General features: G+C 44.8%; 18 protein-coding genes. 15 read left to right on the top strand and 3 right to left on the bottom strand.

The window, feature by feature from the left end:
* The first annotated feature begins 69 nt into the window (after positions 1–69).
* The 6 genes from argR to CJU60_RS06185 all read left to right on the top strand — a co-directional run bounded on the left by argR (position 70) and on the right by CJU60_RS06185 (position 7612).
* Complete coding sequence (gene argR / locus CJU60_RS06210; RefSeq protein ID WP_010334883.1) at positions 70–519, top strand: arginine repressor ArgR; 450 nt, start codon at positions 70–72, stop codon at positions 517–519.
* Between the two features lie 35 nt (positions 520–554).
* Entirely contained in the window at positions 555–2285 is a 1731-nt protein-coding gene (gene recN / locus CJU60_RS06205; RefSeq protein WP_024122005.1) for a DNA repair protein RecN, read from the top strand.
* A gap of 174 nt (positions 2286–2459) precedes the next feature.
* Complete coding sequence (spoIVB, locus tag CJU60_RS06200; protein ID WP_024122004.1) at positions 2460–3737, top strand: SpoIVB peptidase; 1278 nt, start codon at positions 2460–2462, stop codon at positions 3735–3737.
* Between the two features lie 275 nt (positions 3738–4012).
* Entirely contained in the window at positions 4013–4816 is an 804-nt protein-coding gene (spo0A, locus tag CJU60_RS06195) for a sporulation transcription factor Spo0A (protein WP_010334880.1), read from the top strand.
* Positions 4817–5401: 585 nt separating this feature from the next.
* On the top strand, positions 5402–7312 hold the full coding sequence (locus tag CJU60_RS06190) for a glycosyl hydrolase family 28-related protein (protein ID WP_095713257.1): 1911 nt from the start codon (positions 5402–5404) through the stop codon (positions 7310–7312).
* Positions 7313–7324: 12 nt separating this feature from the next.
* Positions 7325–7612: a hypothetical protein gene (locus tag CJU60_RS06185; protein ID WP_255238317.1), complete on the top strand. Its 288-nt coding sequence runs from the start codon at positions 7325–7327 to the stop codon at positions 7610–7612.
* Positions 7613–7862: 250 nt separating this feature from the next.
* On the opposite strand, the gene CJU60_RS06180 is transcribed toward CJU60_RS06185, so the two are convergent.
* A complete protein-coding gene (locus CJU60_RS06180; RefSeq protein ID WP_095713256.1) occupies positions 7863–8981 on the bottom strand; it encodes an NADH-dependent flavin oxidoreductase in 1119 nt (372 codons plus the stop codon).
* A 72-nt stretch (positions 8982–9053) separates the two neighbouring features.
* A complete protein-coding gene (locus CJU60_RS21315) occupies positions 9054–9188 on the bottom strand; it encodes a hypothetical protein (protein ID WP_024122000.1) in 135 nt (44 codons plus the stop codon).
* Between the two features lie 328 nt (positions 9189–9516).
* Here CJU60_RS21315 and CJU60_RS06175 point away from each other — a divergent pair, with 328 nt between their 5' ends.
* The 9 genes from CJU60_RS06175 to prpB all read left to right on the top strand — a co-directional run bounded on the left by CJU60_RS06175 (position 9517) and on the right by prpB (position 18159).
* Entirely contained in the window at positions 9517–9807 is a 291-nt protein-coding gene (locus tag CJU60_RS06175) for a hypothetical protein (protein ID WP_024121999.1), read from the top strand.
* A 22-nt stretch (positions 9808–9829) separates the two neighbouring features.
* Positions 9830–10450 (top strand): N-acetylmuramoyl-L-alanine amidase family protein, encoded by a 621-nt coding sequence (locus CJU60_RS06170; RefSeq protein WP_095713255.1) that lies wholly within the window; start codon positions 9830–9832, stop codon positions 10448–10450.
* Between the two features lie 89 nt (positions 10451–10539).
* Entirely contained in the window at positions 10540–11283 is a 744-nt protein-coding gene (locus CJU60_RS06165; protein WP_095713254.1) for a glycerophosphodiester phosphodiesterase, read from the top strand.
* A 123-nt stretch (positions 11284–11406) separates the two neighbouring features.
* A complete protein-coding gene (locus CJU60_RS06160) occupies positions 11407–12588 on the top strand; it encodes an acetyl-CoA C-acetyltransferase (RefSeq protein WP_095713253.1) in 1182 nt (393 codons plus the stop codon).
* 25 nt (positions 12589–12613) lie between these two features.
* Complete coding sequence (locus tag CJU60_RS06155) at positions 12614–13480, top strand: 3-hydroxybutyryl-CoA dehydrogenase (protein ID WP_095713252.1); 867 nt, start codon at positions 12614–12616, stop codon at positions 13478–13480.
* 28 nt (positions 13481–13508) lie between these two features.
* Entirely contained in the window at positions 13509–14648 is a 1140-nt protein-coding gene (locus tag CJU60_RS06150; protein WP_024121994.1) for an acyl-CoA dehydrogenase, read from the top strand.
* 31 nt (positions 14649–14679) lie between these two features.
* The gene (gene mmgD, locus CJU60_RS06145) at positions 14680–15804 is read left to right on the top strand and encodes a citrate synthase (protein ID WP_095713251.1); all 1125 of its coding nucleotides are present in this window, start codon (positions 14680–14682) and stop codon (positions 15802–15804) included.
* A 14-nt stretch (positions 15805–15818) separates the two neighbouring features.
* On the top strand, positions 15819–17237 hold the full coding sequence (locus tag CJU60_RS06140; RefSeq protein WP_095713250.1) for a bifunctional 2-methylcitrate dehydratase/aconitate hydratase: 1419 nt from the start codon (positions 15819–15821) through the stop codon (positions 17235–17237).
* Positions 17238–17253: 16 nt separating this feature from the next.
* Complete coding sequence (gene prpB, locus CJU60_RS06135; protein WP_095713249.1) at positions 17254–18159, top strand: methylisocitrate lyase; 906 nt, start codon at positions 17254–17256, stop codon at positions 18157–18159.
* A gap of 35 nt (positions 18160–18194) precedes the next feature.
* On the opposite strand, the gene CJU60_RS06130 is transcribed toward prpB, so the two are convergent.
* Entirely contained in the window at positions 18195–18437 is a 243-nt protein-coding gene (locus CJU60_RS06130; RefSeq protein WP_024121990.1) for a DUF2627 domain-containing protein, read from the bottom strand.
* Between the last annotated feature and the right edge of the window lie 145 nt (positions 18438–18582).

The raw sequence follows: 18582 nt of genomic DNA, 5'->3' as shown, positions 1-18582 counted from the left end.
ATTCATGTACTTTTTGCGGAGAATCATATACCATATAAGAACAGATAAGCTGGAAATAGAGGTGCTTACATGAACAAAGGCCAGAGGCATATCAAAATCAGAGAAATCATTACAAGCAATGAAATCGAAACCCAAGATGAATTGGTCGACATGCTGAAGCAGGATGGATACAAGGTGACACAAGCCACGGTTTCACGTGATATTAAAGAGCTTCACCTTGTGAAGGTGCCGACAAATAACGGCTCATATAAATACAGCCTACCGGCGGACCAGCGTTTCAATCCGCTGTCTAAGCTGAAACGGTCACTGATGGATGCTTTTGTGAAAATAGACTCAGCAAGCCATATGATTGTGCTGAAAACCATGCCGGGCAATGCTCAGGCAATCGGAGCGCTTATGGACAATCTGGACTGGGACGAAATTATGGGGACCATTTGCGGAGATGACACCATTTTAATTATTTGCCGGACTCCTGAAGATACCGACGGCGTAAAAAGCCGGCTCCTAGAGCTGCTGTAAAGGAAATCTAACAAAGATAAGAGGTGTAATGCTGTTTGTTAGCTGAATTATCGATTAAAAACTTTGCCATTATTGAGGAACTGACGGTTTCTTTTGAACGCGGGCTTACGGTTTTAACAGGAGAAACCGGAGCCGGCAAATCCATCATCATAGATGCCATTTCACTTTTGGTCGGTGGCCGCGGTTCATCTGAATTTGTCAGATATGGAGAAACAAAAGCCGAGCTTGAAGGGCTGTTTCTGTTAGATAGCGGTCATCCCGTTTTTGACGTTTGTGCTGAACAGGGGATTGACGTTTCAGATGAAATGATCGTCATGAGAAGGGATATCAGCACGAACGGAAAAAGCGTATGCCGGGTTAATGGCAAACTAGTAACGATTGCGTCGCTTAGAGAAATCGGCAGGCTTTTATTAGATATTCACGGGCAGCACGATAACCAGCTGTTAATGGAGGACGAAAACCATCTTCAGCTTTTGGACAAGTTTGCGGGAGCCGAAGTGGAAAGCGCACTTCAAGCGTATCAGGAAGGCTATCAGCGATATATGAAGCTGCTTAAAAAGTTGAAGCAGCTTTCTGAAAGTGAGCAGGAAATGGCACACCGGCTTGATCTGATTCAATTTCAGCTGGAAGAAATCGAATCATCAAAGCTTGAACTGAACGAAGATGAGCAGCTGCAAGAAGAGCGCCAGCAAATTTCAAATTTCGAGAAAATATTTGAATCACTGCAAAATGCTTATAACGCGCTGCGCAGCGAGCAGGGCGGGCTGGACTGGGTCGGAATGGCGTCGTCTCAGCTTGAAGATTTATCCGATATTAACGAACCGCTGCAAAAACTTTCTGAGAGTGTTTCGAACTCCTACTACCTTTTAGAGGACGCTACATTTCAGATGAGAAATATGCTGGATGAGCTTGAATATGACCCCGAGCGCTTGAATTTTATTGAGACGCGTCTTAATGAGATCAAGCAGCTGAAGCGGAAATACGGGGCAACCGTTGAGGATATTTTAGAATATGCTTCTAAAATTGAAGAAGAGATTGATCAAATTGAAAACAGAGACAGCCATCTGCAAAGCCTGAAGCAGGAGCTGGATTCGGTTGGTAAAGATGTTGCAGTAGAAGCGGCAAACGTTTCCCAAATCCGAAAAACGTGGGCGAAAAAGCTGGCTGAGGAAATCCATCGTGAACTGAAAAGCTTATATATGGAAAAGTCGACTTTCGATACGGAGTTTAAGGTCAGAACGGCGACCCGCGATGAGGAAGCGCCGGTCGTAAACGGACAGCCTGTTCAGCTCACTGAACAAGGGATTGATCTGGTGAAGTTTTTAATTTCCACCAATACGGGCGAGCCGCTGAAATCTCTTTCTAAAGTCGCTTCCGGCGGAGAGCTGTCGAGGGTCATGCTTGCCATTAAAAGCATTTTTTCCTCACAGCAGGACGTTACCTCGATTATATTTGACGAGGTAGATACAGGCGTAAGCGGCAGGGTCGCTCAGGCTATTGCTGAAAAAATTCACAAAGTATCGATGGGATCACAAGTGCTATGCATTACGCACCTGCCTCAGGTAGCAGCCATGGCCGATACCCATCTTTACATTGCGAAAGAATTAAAAGACGGAAGAACGACGACGCGTGTAAAGCCGCTGACTAAACAAGAGAAGGTGACGGAAATCGGACGCATGATAGCAGGAGTCGAAGTCACAGACTTGACGAAACGCCATGCGAAAGAGCTGTTAAAACAAGCCGATCAAGTCAAAACAACTGGGTAAGCTGCGCGATATGCGCAGCTTATTTTTTTATATACACATCCATTCGTTCATCAGTATATCCAATGTTTTTCTTTATAAGACAGTTATAAATAAGGGCTGAGAAGGCAAAAGTAATGATGTAGCAGCAATTCATAAAGAAGGTGTGGGGTAGGAGCGAGGAGAGTGAAGTAGTGAATGCCGGATAACATCAGAAAAGCAATAGGTTTAATTCTCCTTGTTTCGTTATTAAGTGTAGGTTTATGCAAACCATTAAAAGAGTATTTACTGATTCCAACGCAAATGAGAGTATTTGAAACCCAAACACAAGCCATTGAAACGAGTTTATCGGTAAACGCCCAGGAAAAATCATCAGAAGCGTTTACAGTTGAGAAAGACCCGCATGAAATCAAAGTCACAGGCAAAAAATCAGGCCAGTCAGAATTAGTATATGATCTTGCCGGATTTCCAATCAAAAAAACAAAAGTGCAAGTTCTTCCGGATTTAAAAGTCATACCGGGCGGGCAATCCATCGGTGTCAAACTTCATTCCGTGGGAGTCCTTGTCGTCGGATTTCATCAAATTAACACAAGCGAAGGGAAAAAATCCCCTGGTGAATCGGCAGGTATTACAGCAGGCGACATTATTATCGAGATGAATGGACAGAAAATTGAAAAAATGAATGATGTTGCCCCGTTTATTCAAAAGGCGGGAAACACCGGAGAGTCACTTGATTTGCTGATCAAACGTGATAAACAGAAGATCAAAACAAAGCTGATTCCTCAAAAGGATGAAGCTGAAGGCAAATACCGAATCGGTTTATATATCAGGGATTCTGCCGCGGGCATCGGCACGATGACTTTTTATGAGCCGAAAACAAAAAAATACGGAGCGCTTGGCCACGTGATCTCCGATATGGATACGAAAAAACCAATCGTCGTGGAAGATGGAGAAATTGTCAAATCGACTGTGACATCAATTGAAAAAGGGACAGGCGGAAATCCTGGAGAAAAACTGGCGCGATTTTCCTCTGAACGCAAAACGATCGGGGACATTAACAGAAACAGCCCATTTGGAATCTTCGGCACGTTACATCAGCCGATTAAAAACAAAATATCAGATAAGGCGCTGCCGGTTGCCTTTTCAAATGAAGTGAAAAAAGGGCCTGCGGAAATCTTAACGGTCATTGATGATGATAAAGTAGAAAAATTTGATATCGAAATCGTCAGCACGACACCGCAAAAATTTCCGGCTACAAAAGGAATGGTCTTAAAAATTACCGATCCGAGACTGCTGAAGGAAACAGGCGGCATTGTACAAGGCATGAGCGGGAGCCCAATCATTCAAAATGGAAAGGTCGTCGGCGCTGTCACCCATGTGTTTGTCAACGACCCGACAAGCGGTTACGGTGTGCATATTGAATGGATGCTGTCTGAAGCAGGAATCGATATTTACGGAAAAGAAAAAGCAAGCTGACTGCCGGATCTCCGGCAGTTTTTTTGCTTTTCTCCCTCTTCACTTCTCATCATACATACGTTAAAATGAACAAAAGAAGATTTTTCGACAAATTCACGTTTCCTTATTTGTCAAATTTCATTTTTAGTCGAAAAATAGAGAAAAACATAGAATAACGAAGATATGCCACTATTATTGTTAGTTATGATTTTTTTTAGAGGGTATATAGCGGTTTTGTCGAATGTAAACATGTAGCAAGGTGGAATCCTGTTAACTACATTTGGGGAGGAAGAAACGTGGAGAAAATTAAAGTTTGTGTTGCCGACGATAATCGAGAGCTGGTAAGCCTGTTGAGTGAATATATAGAAGGACAGGAAGACATGGAAGTCATCGGAGTTGCGTATAACGGACAGGAATGCCTGTCGCTATTTAAAGAAAAAGATCCGGATGTGCTCGTCTTGGATATTATTATGCCGCATTTGGACGGACTTGCTGTTTTAGAGCGACTGAGAGAATCCGATCTGAAAAAACAGCCAAACGTCATCATGCTGACAGCCTTCGGGCAGGAAGATGTCACGAAAAAGGCCGTCGATTTAGGAGCGTCCTACTTTATTCTCAAACCGTTTGATATGGAAAACCTTGTCGGCCATATTCGCCAGGTCAGCGGAAATGCCAGCAGTGTGACGCATCGCGCGCCGTCATCACAAAGCAGCATTATACGCAGCAGCCAGCCTGAACCAAAAAGGAAAAATCTCGACGCGAGCATCACAAGCATTATCCATGAAATCGGCGTCCCTGCACATATTAAAGGCTATCTCTATCTGCGTGAAGCGATCTCAATGGTGTACAACGACATCGAACTGCTCGGCAGTATTACAAAAGTCCTCTATCCGGACATCGCCAAAAAATTCAACACAACCGCTAGCCGTGTAGAAAGAGCGATCCGCCACGCGATTGAAGTGGCATGGAGCAGAGGGAATATTGATTCCATTTCCTCATTGTTCGGCTATACAGTCAGCATGACGAAGGCAAAACCTACAAATTCAGAGTTCATTGCGATGGTTGCGGATAAGCTGAGGCTAGAACATAAAGCTAGCTAACTATTTGGTTTTATTTCCTATTAGGAATAAAATTAATTGTCCACCAAAACCGAACATTTTGCCATATCTTTTCATCTTACGTCTTCTTTGCTGGTGTCTGCAATTAGGAGTGAAGGAGACGTTATCATTTATGGGAAACTACTTTGAGTAAGACAAATCTGCAGATCATTAAAGGTTTCTAGTGAACTGCGGACTACTCTTTTTTGAGATCTCCAAATAAACCTCATTGTATATATCTTTATGAAATAAGCAATCGTTCAGCTTATAGTGTATTAAACGAGTTATTAATTCATGTATTGTTGTTGTTCCGTAAAATTTTCAGCACCAAAAATAAAATAGTTAATTGACGAGTAACGTATAACTTGGGCCTCAGTGTCATATTAAAATTACTGGGCGCAATTTTTATAAGTATGGACGAGCTTAAAAACAGTATGCGTTTTCAACTTTTTTCATTTATTGTCAATAGATAGGTGCTTATCTTTGCTGTAGCATAAATAATAGTGTGATTTGAAACTGTGCCTAAACCACTTATAGAGTTCGCACAATACGAAAAATTAAATATTAATTGAAAAGAGGGAGAACCATATGGCTAACGTACTTTTAAAACGGGTCGGAGCTGTATTTGATCGAATCTTTCGTAACAATCTCAACGAAAATTTCGATGAGATTGAGCGCGGCTTTTTAGATGTGACGAAAGAACTTAACGCACATAAGAGCTCATTGAAATCACACGATTCCAGACAGATATCTCACGGAGTATTTGATGTAGGTAATCGTATCGACAACCTAGATACACGATTCACCAATTTAATTGTAAATCATGATGGAACTGATGTGAAAGAAGTTGTAGATCTTCGCGTGGCTTTGGATGCAACAACACACTCAACTGCAAAGGACCGTGTGGATTACGATTTTAAGCGGTTGTATAAACGATTAGAATTATTACCAGAAGTTAATGTTTTGGATTTCGGTGCAGATCCGACAGGAAAGACTGATGCTACATCTGCTATTCAGGCTGCTTTGGATCTTGCTAAGAATGGTGAGGGTGTTCGCGTTTATATACCGAAAGGCTGTACTTTTAAATTAGCGGCGCCTCTTGTCTTTTGGGAGAATACGCTAGTTATTGCAAAAGATGCAACCCTTCTTAACTATTTCGGTGATCATATGGGTGTAAATGGAGATGGTACAGTACAATATAGTGGTTATGAAGGAAACGGAAATATAATTATAGACGGGGGGACGTGGGATTGCCGGGGCTTACAAATCGAGAGAGGATCAAATTGCTTTTCTTTCGGACATGGGAGAGATATTTACGTTAAGAATGTTACGATTAAAGATATCCGAAGCTACCATGGAATTGAATTTAACTCTTGCCATAGATTCGGAGCTTTCCACTGTAATTTTCTAGGGTTCTTTGATCCGGACGGTACACGCTCATTTTCAGAGGCCATTCAGATAGACTTAGCGCAACGTCCAGGGGTATTTGGTCCATTTGGAAGATATGATTTTACTGTTTGTAAAGACGGTGCAATCACAGGATGCTATTTTGGAGCATCAGGAACTCCAGGAACGCAAGCGTGGCCTCGGGGTGTTGGTTCTCACTCATCGACCATCGGATATTGGCATGAAAATATTTCGGTTTACGACAATACGTTTGACGGAACCACAGGATGGGCTATACGAGGATATAACTGGAATACGACAAATATTTCTGGAAACACTCTGCGAAACTGTCATTATGGGATTACCATGAGCGCTATCGATCCTACGAATCCGGGCCATACTCTTAATGATAATTTTGAACAGTTATCAAAGTCTCAGGATTACAGAGATGTAACGATTCAAAATAATCGAATCTATAATACAGTTGAGAACGAAGCAATTTATATACGAGGTTTTTTCAATAATGAAGGTATTGTTCATAATGTAGTTATCTCTGGAAATATAATAAACACGGTAGGTGGATCAAACCAAGCGGGTATAAGGCTCGATGCAGTTTCCGGAGGCGTTATAGCTACCAACCAAATATCAGATACATCAGGAGATGGAGTAAGGCTAAATGACTGTACAGGCATCAATGTTTCAAGTGGAAATCAAATTAACTTTGTCGGGCGAGATGCCATAGCAGCGTTTGGAAAGTGTTCTGATTTATTGATTAATGGGAACCTTATCCGTGAACCCCAACGTTACGGTATAGAACAATCTCAAGTTCATTTTGCAGTTATCACCGGGAATCTCATTACGGGTGCTGGTCAGACAGAACACGGAGTATATGAAGCAATCCGGATTGCTAACGGATCAAAGCGGATTTTACTTGCGGGCAATATGTGCCGACCAATCCCAACGGGTACGACTATTGGACGAGCCGGAATTTATATTACAAGTTCGGTTAGTGAAGTTATACGGTATGGTAATGACTGCCGCGGTAGTTGGACAGTCGGAGGGATTGTCGATAATTCTCCAGACTCAAAGACTGACGCAAAAGACGTTATATAAGGAGTGGTCCTATTGTTGTTTCTCATAATGGGAGATGAAAAAATTGAGGTTGCTTCAGCAATGATATCTGATGATAGTAAAAATGTGACAGCTTATCGAAAGGATGGTAGTCGAGCTGCTCTTCTAGAAGGTGTTAATCTTAAAAATGTGTACCTGGAAGATGGTAATGGTAACCCCGTTAAATTTGACAAGCAGACCAGTCTAAAACAAGAAATTGTAGACCTGAGAACACAATTAAAACAACTAACGGAAGCTGTTGAATTACTTTCTGTACAAAATACAGAAAATGGTGATAGGTAATGTCTTTATTTAGACTTGATGTCTTTTTGTCCATTTTTTAAGTTTTCTAGATTTCTCATATATGGTCTTGTAAGCAGTAAGAGGTAAAGTGACATTCTGAGGTATGCTGTACCGAGTTTAGTTTTGCTTTAATATTCTGCTTAAATTTTGATATAACATATCTGACTAAGTTAAAGACTCTATTACAAGAGTCTTTTTTGTTTTGGGCAGAGAAAAAAGACTGCCGAAACATTCCGGCAGTCACATCAAATTAATCTTTATAAGGAACCCATCCAGGTGTGTTCACAATCGCTTGCCATAGCGGCTCAGGCAAGTGATATTTTTCTTTGTCTGTCCCTTTTATCACAGTTTCAATTTGTTTTTCGCGTCCTTCTTTTACTTTTACAGCCCAATCAGGATCAACTAAAATTTCACGCCCCATCGCCACTAGCGGAATACCGTTTTCAATCACAGCAAGCGCGTCATCAGCAGAATGGATGGAACCAACAGCAATCAGAGGCACCTTGTGTCCGACACGTTCATTCAATAAGTCCATGCGCGTACGTGTCGGGTCTGCCCCGCGGCGCGCTTTGGAGTTGACGTCCATCAATGAAATATGGAGGTAATCCAGTTCTTTTTCTACTAAGGCATCAACAAGCGTGAAGGTTTCTGTCATTGTCAGTCCCGGTGTATCTGGCTCTTCCGGAGACAGGCGGTAGCCGACTAAAAATTCATCTTTCGCGTGATCGGCAATTGCTTGTTTCACCTCATCCACAATAGCAAGCGGGAAGGCTAATCGTTTCTCATCGCTTCCTCCCCAGCGGTCTGTGCGCTGATTTGTTTTTGGGGAATAAAACTGCTGAATTAAGTAGCCGTTTGCACCGTGAATTTCGACACCGTCAAATCCGGCTTCAATGGCGCGTCTTGTCGCTTCTCCAAAAGCCTTCACAATGTTTTCAACCTCTGCTTCTGTCAAGGCGCGGGCCATTTGTTTGCCGTTATCAGACACATCGCTTGGCGCGACAACGTTCTGATTCGGAACGAGCTCAGCAGGGCATTCAATTCCGCCGTGATGAATTTGCACAATCGCTTTTGACCCTTGTGCTTGAATGGCTTGGGCTAATCTTTTTAGCCCGGCAATATGTGAGTCGTCATGGATGGCTGGCTGTCCGGAAAACGCTTTTCCATCAGGCGTGACGTTTGCGCATGCTGTAATCACCATTCCCATTTCTTTTGAACGGGGGATGATATAGTCCAGCTCCGCTTCAGAAATCGTGCCGTCCTCATTGGAAGAATAATGGGTCATTGGAGCAACCGCGATCCGGTTGTCAATCGTAACGCCGCTTCGAAATGTAAATGATTCAAAGAGCGGTTTGTACTTTGGATTCATAAGATCATCTTCTTTCGTTTGGATTCGCACATATTCTAGCCTATATGTAAAATTTGATGCAATCAATCTGCTTCACCGGCTGAATATCTTGAGTGCCGAATGTGGTTTTCTTCGCTCTTTTTCGGGGCTTTTGTAGCCGCCTTTGATTTGATGGCCAATGGAGCAAGTGATGACCGCCGCGGCTAGCAGCAGAACGAATTTTTTCATGAGCTGTAACTTCTTTCTGTAAAGTAAATATTCTTTAAAAGCTTACGCCTGCCCAACCCTTCCGTCAAACCATCTGCTCACCGTATTCATCAATTTTTTTAAAAATGAATATAAAGTTGCTTCTTTCAGCTAATTTTTTCTAAAATGCTGCTCTTTTAGAGACATCCTCATAGACAGATCCGCTTGCTTTCTTTCTAACAACAGGAAATCAGCAGGTCAGATAGCCCTTTTGAAAATCATGGAAACGTTGTGCCGGCTTTTGTGCAAGCTTTACAAATCCGCCATTCTGGTCAAAGATAAAAGCCAAACATCAGGAAGAGGTGATCATGTGAAACAAGCTGGTCTATTTCTGTTTACTGTACTGCTGCTTTCCGGATGCAGTATTGCAAGCGCGGATGAATCAGCCCCGAGGTTTACAGAAGAGGGCAAATACATCGGCTCGGCCGATCCTCATACAATCGCTGTTTCCCTTAACGGAGAAGAAACCATGATACAAGTTCCAAGAGACAAGCGCGATGATTGTGAGGATCTGCCAGATCACACAAATGTCCAGGTGAAATATATAAAAAAAGAGAACGGAACCTTACAGCTGGAAGATATTCAGCAAAAGAATTCGTAATGACAGACCGGAGGGAGAAACGTTGAGAATGTTATGGAGGAGTTTAGCGATATGCGGATTGGCTTTTATGCTCGCACCCTGTGCGCAAGCGGCAGAGCCGGTAGCAGGGAAGACGGTATATATTGATGCCGGCCATGGCGGCAAAGACAGCGGGGCAGTCGGAAACGGGCTCTTAGAGAAAAATATTAATTTGGCTGTCTCCCGTCATGTTGTGGACAAGCTGAAAGCGGAAGGAGCGAATCCTATCGCTACAAGGACAGATGATCATTTTCTGACCTTGGAGGAAAGAGTGGCAAAAGCAAGTGCAAACCATGCCGATCTTTTTGTCAGTATTCATGTGAATTCGGGCGTTTCCTCCGCTTCAGGCACGGAAACGTACTTTCAGTCTGATTATGAAGCGGAAAACAGTCAGCGGCTGGCATCGGATATTCAGTCAGAGCTGGTATCATCCTTGCAAACAAGAGACAGGGGTGTGAAAGAATCAGATTTTTATGTCATTACATATTCACAAATGCCGAGCGTGCTGGCTGAGCTTGGATTTATTACAAACAGCTCTGATGCGGACAAGCTTGGGAGTGAAGTATATCAGGAAAAAGCTGCAGACGCGATTGTCGCGGGGATCGATTCTTATTACGCACAATAGTCTGAGTACAAGAAACCTTAATTCTAGAGTGACAAGGCCAAAATCAGTATAATGAAGAAAACGGGCAACTTTAGGCTTGAGGTGAAACAATGACAAAGATTTTTGCCCATCGGGGGGCATCAGGTCATTATCCCGAAAATACAATGATTGCATTTGAAAAAGGGATTGAAGACGGAGCAGACGGAATAGAGCTTGATGTTCAGCTGACAAAAGAAGGACGTATTGTCGTTATTCATGATGAAAGGCTCGACCGGACGACATCCTTAAAAGGTTTCGTAAAGGACACGGTGTACGATGTCTTGAAATCCGCGGATGCGGCTGCCGGTCATCATCAAACAGTCGGCGATGTAAGGGTGCCGCTGCTTGAAGACGTGCTCTCGTGGGCTGAAAAAAAGGATTTTCTGATTAACATTGAATTGAAAAACAGCGTGATCCGCTATGAAGGAATGGAAGAAAAAGTGCTTGAGGCAGTAAAGCGATTTAAAATAGAAGAAAGAACGATTCTGTCCGCATTTAATCATGAAAGCTTAGCGTTATGCGGCCGGCTGGCACCCCATATTGAGCGGGCGGTACTAACCTCAGATGTGCTTTATCAGGCTGATCAATATGTAAAGTCTATTCCGGCAGCCGGCTACCACCCAAAGCTGCATAGTCCGGCGGTAACGGATGAAATGCTGGAGCAAATGCGGAACAGTTCGATTAAGGTAAGGCCTTTTACAGTCAATCGGCCAGACGATATGGAGCATTTGATGAAAATGGGAGCAGACGGCATTTTCACAGATTTTCCTGAGCGAGCTGCTGCCATCGCTAAGAAATTGAATAGAAGAAATTAGTTTTCAAGAAGGCTGCCGGAGCAGCCTTCTTTTTTCATTCATTCATACCTGTTTCAAAGCATACATTCATAGAAGACATCAAGAAATGTAAGCGCTGTCTATCTTCTGATTTGAGGTGACACTATGAGGAAAACAGTTATTGTAAGTGCTGCGAGAACCCCGTTTGGTAAATTTGGCGGGGCATTAAAAGAAGTAAAAGCTGCTGAACTCGGGGGCGCTGCTATGAAAGAGGCGTTAAAGCGTGCCGGAGTCTCTGGAGATCAGGCGGAAGGCGCGGTCATGGGTATGGTTGTCCAAGCCGGTGCGGGCCAGATACCTTCCCGGCAAGCTGCCCGTATAGCCGGACTGCCTTGGAGTGTGCCATCGGAAACGCTGAATAAAGTTTGCGCCTCCGGCCTTCGCGCTGTCACTCTATGTGACCAAATGATTCGGGCGCATGATGCGGACATTCTTGTTGCCGGAGGTATGGAGAGCATGAGCAATATTCCGTATGCTGTTCCCGCTGGCCGCTGGGGCGCGCGGATGGGTAACGGTGAGCTAAGGGATTTAATGGTTTATGACGGATTAATGTGCGCCTTTGATGAAGTGCACATGGCCGTTCACGGAAATACGGCGGCCAAGGAATATGGAATTTCACGTAAAGAGCAGGATGAATGGGCCCTTCGAAGTCATAAGCGGTCGGCCGAGGCGGCTGATGAAGGAAAGTTTGATGAAGAAATTGTTCCTGTCAGCTGGTTTGACCGGAAAGGAAAAACAAACATTGTTGACAAAGATGAAGCGATTCGCCGCGATACCACTCTCGATCAGCTTGCGAAACTATCTCCGATATACTCGAGTGACGGATCCATTACAGCCGGCAATGCGCCGGGAGTCAACGACGGAGCGGGAGCATTTGTATTAATGTCTGAGGAAAAAGCCGCTGAACTTGGAAAGCGTCCTCTTGCAACCATTCTTGGTTTTTCAACAGCCGGAATGCAAGCGCATGAGCTTGCGGCTGCTCCGGGATATGCAATAAACAAGCTGCTGAAAAAGACCGGTTTTACATTACAGGATATTGATCTTTTTGAAGTCAATGAAGCATTTGCATCTGTTGTATTAACATGTGAAAAAATCGTCGGGTTTGATCTTGAAAAAGTAAACGTAAATGGCGGAGCAATTGCGCTGGGCCATCCGATCGGCGCTAGCGGTGCGAGAATTTTGATGACACTTGTGTACGAATTAAAGCGCCGGGGAGGCGGACTGGGTATTGCTGCTATTTGCAGCGGGGCGGCTCAGGGAGACGCTGTGTTGGTTCAAGTTCATTAAAACATTGACGGAGAAGGGGATTTGCATGGAAATCAAACATATCATGGTAGCCGGCGCCGGACAGATGGGAAGCGGAATTGCCCAAACAGCGGCTGAAGCCGGCTTTTATGTGCGGCTGTATGATTTAAATCCTGAGGCAGCGGAAACGGGGTTTCAGCACATAAAAAAGCATTTGACCCGCGATGCTGAAAAAGGAAGAAAGACGGAAGCAGAAGTGAAGGCTGTTATCAGCCGTATTTCGCTTTCCCCGGCGCTGGAGGAGGCGCAGCATGCGGATGTTGTGATTGAAGCAATTGCAGAAAGCATGACGGCAAAAACTAAATTGTTCAAAAACCTTGATCATATTTGCCCGGCTCATACGCTTTTGGCCAGCAATACATCCTCCTTGCCTATAACAGAAATTGCAGCTGTCACAAACCGTCCTGAACATGTCATTGGCATGCATTTTATGAACCCCGTTCCTGTGATGAAACTGGTTGAAGTCATTCGCGGCCTGGCGACATCAGATGAAACTGCGTCAGCCATTATTGCATTAGCGGAAAAAATGGGGAAAACGCCGGTCAAAGTCAATGATTTTCCCGGATTTGTCTCCAACCGTGTGCTTCTCCCAATGATTAATGAAGCCATCTATTGTCTTTATGAGGGGGTAGCTGAGCCAAACGCAATAGACCAGGTCATGAAACTTGGCATGAATCACCCGATGGGTCCGCTTAAATTAGCTGATTTTATCGGGCTGGACACGTGTTTGTCGATAATGGAAGTCCTTCACTCCGGGCTTGGAGACTCCAAGTACCGTCCTTGCCCGCTGCTTCGTAAGTACGTCAAAGCAGGGTGGCTCGGCAAAAAGAGCGGACGCGGCTTTTATCATTACGGCGAGGAGAAGAATACCTGAAGTCAATTCCAATCCGGGGGTGGCCGAGTTGCATTTAACCCAAGAGCAAGTCATGATGCGAAAGATGGTGCGTGATTTTGCCCGAAAAGAAATTGCTCCTGCTGCGGAGGTCATGGAGAAAACAGATGAATTTCCATTTCAGCTAATGAAGAAAATGGGTGAACACGGCTTGATGGGAATACCAGTGCCGGAACAGTATGGCGGCGCTGGAGCGGACGTTGTTTCTTATATTTTGGCCATTCATGAGATTTCTAAAATCAGCGCGGCGGTCGGTGTCATTCTTTCGGTTCATTCCTCAGTGGGCACAAATCCGATTTTGTACTTCGGAAACGAAGAGCAAAAAGTGAAATATATACCGAAACTCGCCTCAGGCAACTACTTGGGTGCATTTGCGCTGACTGAGCCTTACTCTGGATCGGATGCCGGGAGCCTTCGCACCACAGCAATCAAAAAGAACGGCAAATATATTTTAAACGGATCGAAAATTTTCATAACAAACGGCGGTGCCGCTGACCTCTATATTACGTTTGCTTTAACTGCTCCGGGCCAAAACAGGAGCGGGATTTCGGCTTTTATCGTTGAAAAGAACACACCGGGTTTTACAGTCGGCAAAAAAGAAAGAAAGCTGGGGCTTCACGGGTCCAATACAACAGAGCTGATATTTGAAAATGCGGAAGTGCCGGAAGAGAATTTGCTGGGCGAAGAGGGCGATGGATTTAAAATTGCGATGGCGAATCTGAATGTGGGGCGCATCGGCATTGCAGCACAAGCGCTGGGAATCGCAGAGGCTGCCCTAGAATATGCGGTTGCTTACGCGAAACAGCGTGTCCAATTCAACAGGCCTATTGCAGCCAATCAAGGCATATCGTTTAAGCTCGCCGATATGGCGACAAGAGCAGAGGCGGCAAGGCACCTTGTCTATCATGCGGCAGATCTCCATAACCGCGGCCTGGCCTGCGGAAAGGAAGCGTCCATGGCTAAACAATTTGCTTCCGATTCAGCGGTGAAGGCTGCCCTTGAGGCAGTCCAGATTTATGGAGGATATGGTTATATGAAGGATTATCCGGTCGAACGGCTGCTTAGGGATGCAAAGGTAACACAAATTTATGAAGGTACAAATGAAATTCAAAGACTCATTATTTCCAAGCACCTGCTTGGCGCAATCTGACAGATAATAACGCAAAACGGAGGTTGAGAATATGGATGGTAAACAGCATTTTTCTCCAGGTCTGGACGGGGTCGTCGCGGCAGAAACGGATATTTCTTATCTTGACACACAGTACAGCCAGATATTGATTCGAGGCTATGATTTAATTGATCTTTCAAAAACCAAAAGCTATCTAGAACTGGTACATCTATTGCTGGAGGGGAGGCTGCCGGATGAAAATGAAACGGAAACGGTCAAAAGGAAGGTCAACAGCGCTTCAAACCTGACGGCTGACATTGTCCGTCTTCTTGAGCTGCTGCCTGAACATACTCATCCGATGGATTGTCTGCGAACCGGGGTATCGGCTCTTGCCGGCTACGACCGCCAAATTGACGATCGGTCGCCTTCTGCAAACAAGGAACGCGCCTATCAGCTTTTAGGGAAAATGCCTGCGCTCACAGCAAGCAGCTATAGAAAGATAAATAAAGGAAAACCGATTCCCCCGCTTCAGCACCTTTCCTACAGCGCGAATTTCTTATACATGATGACAGGCAAAATACCGTCTGCATTGGAAGAGCGGATCTTTGACCGTTCACTCATTCTGTACAGTGAGCATGAGATGCCGAATTCAACCTTTACGGCCAGGGTGATTGCTTCAACACAATCGGATCTTTATGGCGCATTGACAGGAGCTGTAGCTTCTTTGAAGGGGAATCTTCATGGAGGCGCAAACGAAGCGGTCATGTATATGCTTTTGGAGGCAAAAACAAAGGCTGATTTTGAACAAATCCTGTTATCAAAACTGAGAAAAAAAGAAAAAATCATGGGCTTCGGCCACCGGGTGTACATGAAAAAAATGGACCCTAGAGCGCTTATGATGAAAGAAGCGCTTCAGCAGTTATGCAATCAAGCCGGAGATCACCGTTTATACGAAATGTGTGAAGCAGGGGAGCAGCTGATGGAGCGGGAAAAAGGGCTTTATCCGAATTTGGATTATTACGCCGCCCCGGTGTATTGGATGCTTGGTATACCAATTCCGTTGTATACACCTGTCTTTTTCAGTGCGAGAACGGCAGGCTTATGCGCACATGTGATTGAACAGCATACCAATAACCGCTTGTTCCGCCCGCGTGTCCGCTATACCGGCCCGCGATATGAGAACACATCCAAATCATGAAAGGAATGGGTCGAATGCTGAAAACGGATCATGTCATTGAAGAAATAACAGACTATGTGCTTGAGAAAGAGATTACGAGTTCAGAAGCGTTTACAACGGCAGGTCACGTTTTGCTGGATACACTCGGCTGCGGGATTTTAGCGCTCCGCTATCCCGAATGCACCAAGCTGCTCGGCCCGATTGTCCCCGGAACCATTGTGCCAAACGGAAGCAGAGTGCCGGGAACGTCATATGTTCTTGATCCTGTACGGGCGGCATTTAACATAGGGTGTATGATCCGCTGGCTTGATTACAACGATACGTGGCTTGCGGCGGAGTGGGGGCATCCGTCAGATAACTTGGGGGGCATTCTTGCGGCGGCTGATTATGTATCAAGAGTGAGGCTGTCTGAAGGAAAAGAGCCATTAACGGTTCGCGACGTCCTTGAAGCGATGATCAAGGCTCACGAAATTCAAGGTGTGCTGGCTTTAGAAAACAGCTTAAACCGAGTCGGGCTTGATCATGTGTTGTTTGTCAAGGTGGCAACGACGGCTGTAGCCGCAAAGCTGCTGGGTGGCGGAAGGGAAGAAATCAATCATGCGCTTTCGAATGCTTGGATTGACAATGCAGCCTTGAGGACATACCGGCATGCGCCTAATACAGGCTCGCGCAAATCGTGGGCCGCAGGAGATGCGACCAGCAGGGGCGTTCATCTCGCACTGATGGCATTAAAAGGGGAAATGGGTTACCCGACAGCTTTGACAGCTCTGGGCTGGGGCTTTCAAGACGTATTATTCAACAAGAAAGAGATCAAGATCGCCCGCCCGCTTGACGCTTATGTCATGGAACATGTGTTGTTCAAAGTCTCTTATCCTGCGGAATTCCACGCCCAGACAGCGGCAGAGTGTGCCGTCATTCTTCATCCGCATGTCAAAGACCGTATCGATGAAATTGACCGTGTTGTTATCAAAACGCATGAATCAGCTATTCGCATCATTGATAAAAAAGGTCCGCTGCATAATCCCGCGGATCGCGATCATTGTCTGCAATACATCACAGCGATTGGTTTAATATTCGGTGATATCACTGCACAGCATTATGAGGCTGATACGGCAAGTGATCCAAGAATAGATAAACTTCGAGAAAAAATGGAAGTGACTGAAAACAAAGCATATACGGAAGATTATCTCAAACCAGATAAACGCTCCATTTCAAATGCCGTTCAGATTCATTTTAAAGACGGAACGAGTACAGAGATGGTTGAATGTGAATTTCCGCTGGGGCATCGTTTTCGAAGAGACGAGGCTGTGCCAAAATTGTTAGAAAAGTTTTCTGCGAATCTCAAAACCCATTTTTCTGAGAAACAGCAAAAATATATTTACAAGCACTGCACCAGCTCTGAAACATTACAAACGATGCGCGTAAACGATTTTGTCGATATGTTCTGTATGTAAAAGGAGGATTTGTATCATGTCTTGGATCGTCAATAAGCAATCGTCACAAGAAGAGCTTGCTGAACGCTTCCGCAAGCTGATGTGTGCGCCGGAAATATTGCAAATTCCCGGCGTTCATGACGGGATGGCCGCCTTGCTTGCGAAGGAGGCCGGTTTTTCTGCCTTATACTTATCGGGTGCGGCTTATACGGCCAGCAGGGGGCTGCCTGATCTCGGAATTGTTACGTCGGCAGAAATGGCCGAACGGGCAAAAGATCTTGTCCGCGCAGCAGACCTGCCTTTGCTCGTTGATATCGATACGGGCTTTGGCGGGGTATTAAACGCTGCCCGCACCGCCCGCGAGATGCTGGAAGCAAGGGTGGCAGCTGTGCAAATAGAGGACCAGCAGCTTCCGAAAAAATGCGGGCATTTGAATGGCAAACAGCTTGTCCCGGCTCAGGAATTGGCGCAAAAAATAAAAGCCATTAAACAAGCGGCACCATCACTTGTGATTGTCGCCCGTACAGATGCAAGAGCGCAGGAAGGACTTGAATCCGCAATAAAACGGGCTTTGGCATACATTGAGGCGGGAGCGGACGCAATTTTCCCTGAAGCGCTTCAAACGGAAAACGAATTTCGCCAGTTTGCTGAACAGATCCCTGTCCCGCTTCTTGCCAATATGACTGAGTTTGGGAAAACGCCTTATTATCATGCAGATGAATTTGCTGCTATGGGGTTTCAGATGGTGATCTATCCGGTCACCTCGCTCAGAGCTGCGGCAAAGGCTTATGAACGGATGTTTAGCTTGATAAGGGAGCGCGGATCGCAAAAAGAAGGGCTTGATGATATGCAGACGCGTAAGGAGCTGTATGAAACGATTTCTTATTATGATTATGAAGCGCTGGACAAAACGATTGCCAAGACCGTCTTGCCTGATAAATAATGCGAACAAAAAAGCCGGAGCATTCTCCGGCTTTTTTACATCTTTTGTTTTCTGAATCGCGGACTGACTTGATTGCGTTTTCTGTCTCTGTACAAGATGAACCCGGCCAGCACATACAGGCCGAAAACGAAAAAGATTAATCCTGATAAACCTTGGAGCCAAAGAGAAGAAAATGGCTTTACCGTATGGCCGAAAAGCATATCTCTCATCAGTTTAATGCCTAAAGCAGAAATGGCGCCGGGGAGCACTAAAATCAAAAGCGCAAGAAGTCGGCTCATGTTCAGAAAACCCCTTTATTTTTCATTTCCTTTATTGTCCAGCGGAAAAAATATTTTGTCAAGAGAAGAAAACGTGGTAACATAGGGTTGTGCAAATTATTGCAACGGAAAAAACAGGTATGCAAATTTTTTCATACAAAGGGGT

Source organism: Bacillus sp. 7705b, assembly GCF_002289525.1.
Lineage (GTDB): Bacteria > Bacillota > Bacilli > Bacillales > Bacillaceae > Bacillus > Bacillus halotolerans.
The sequence above is the reverse complement of the archived record's forward strand: the minus strand, read 5'-3'. Positions and strand labels throughout refer to the sequence as shown.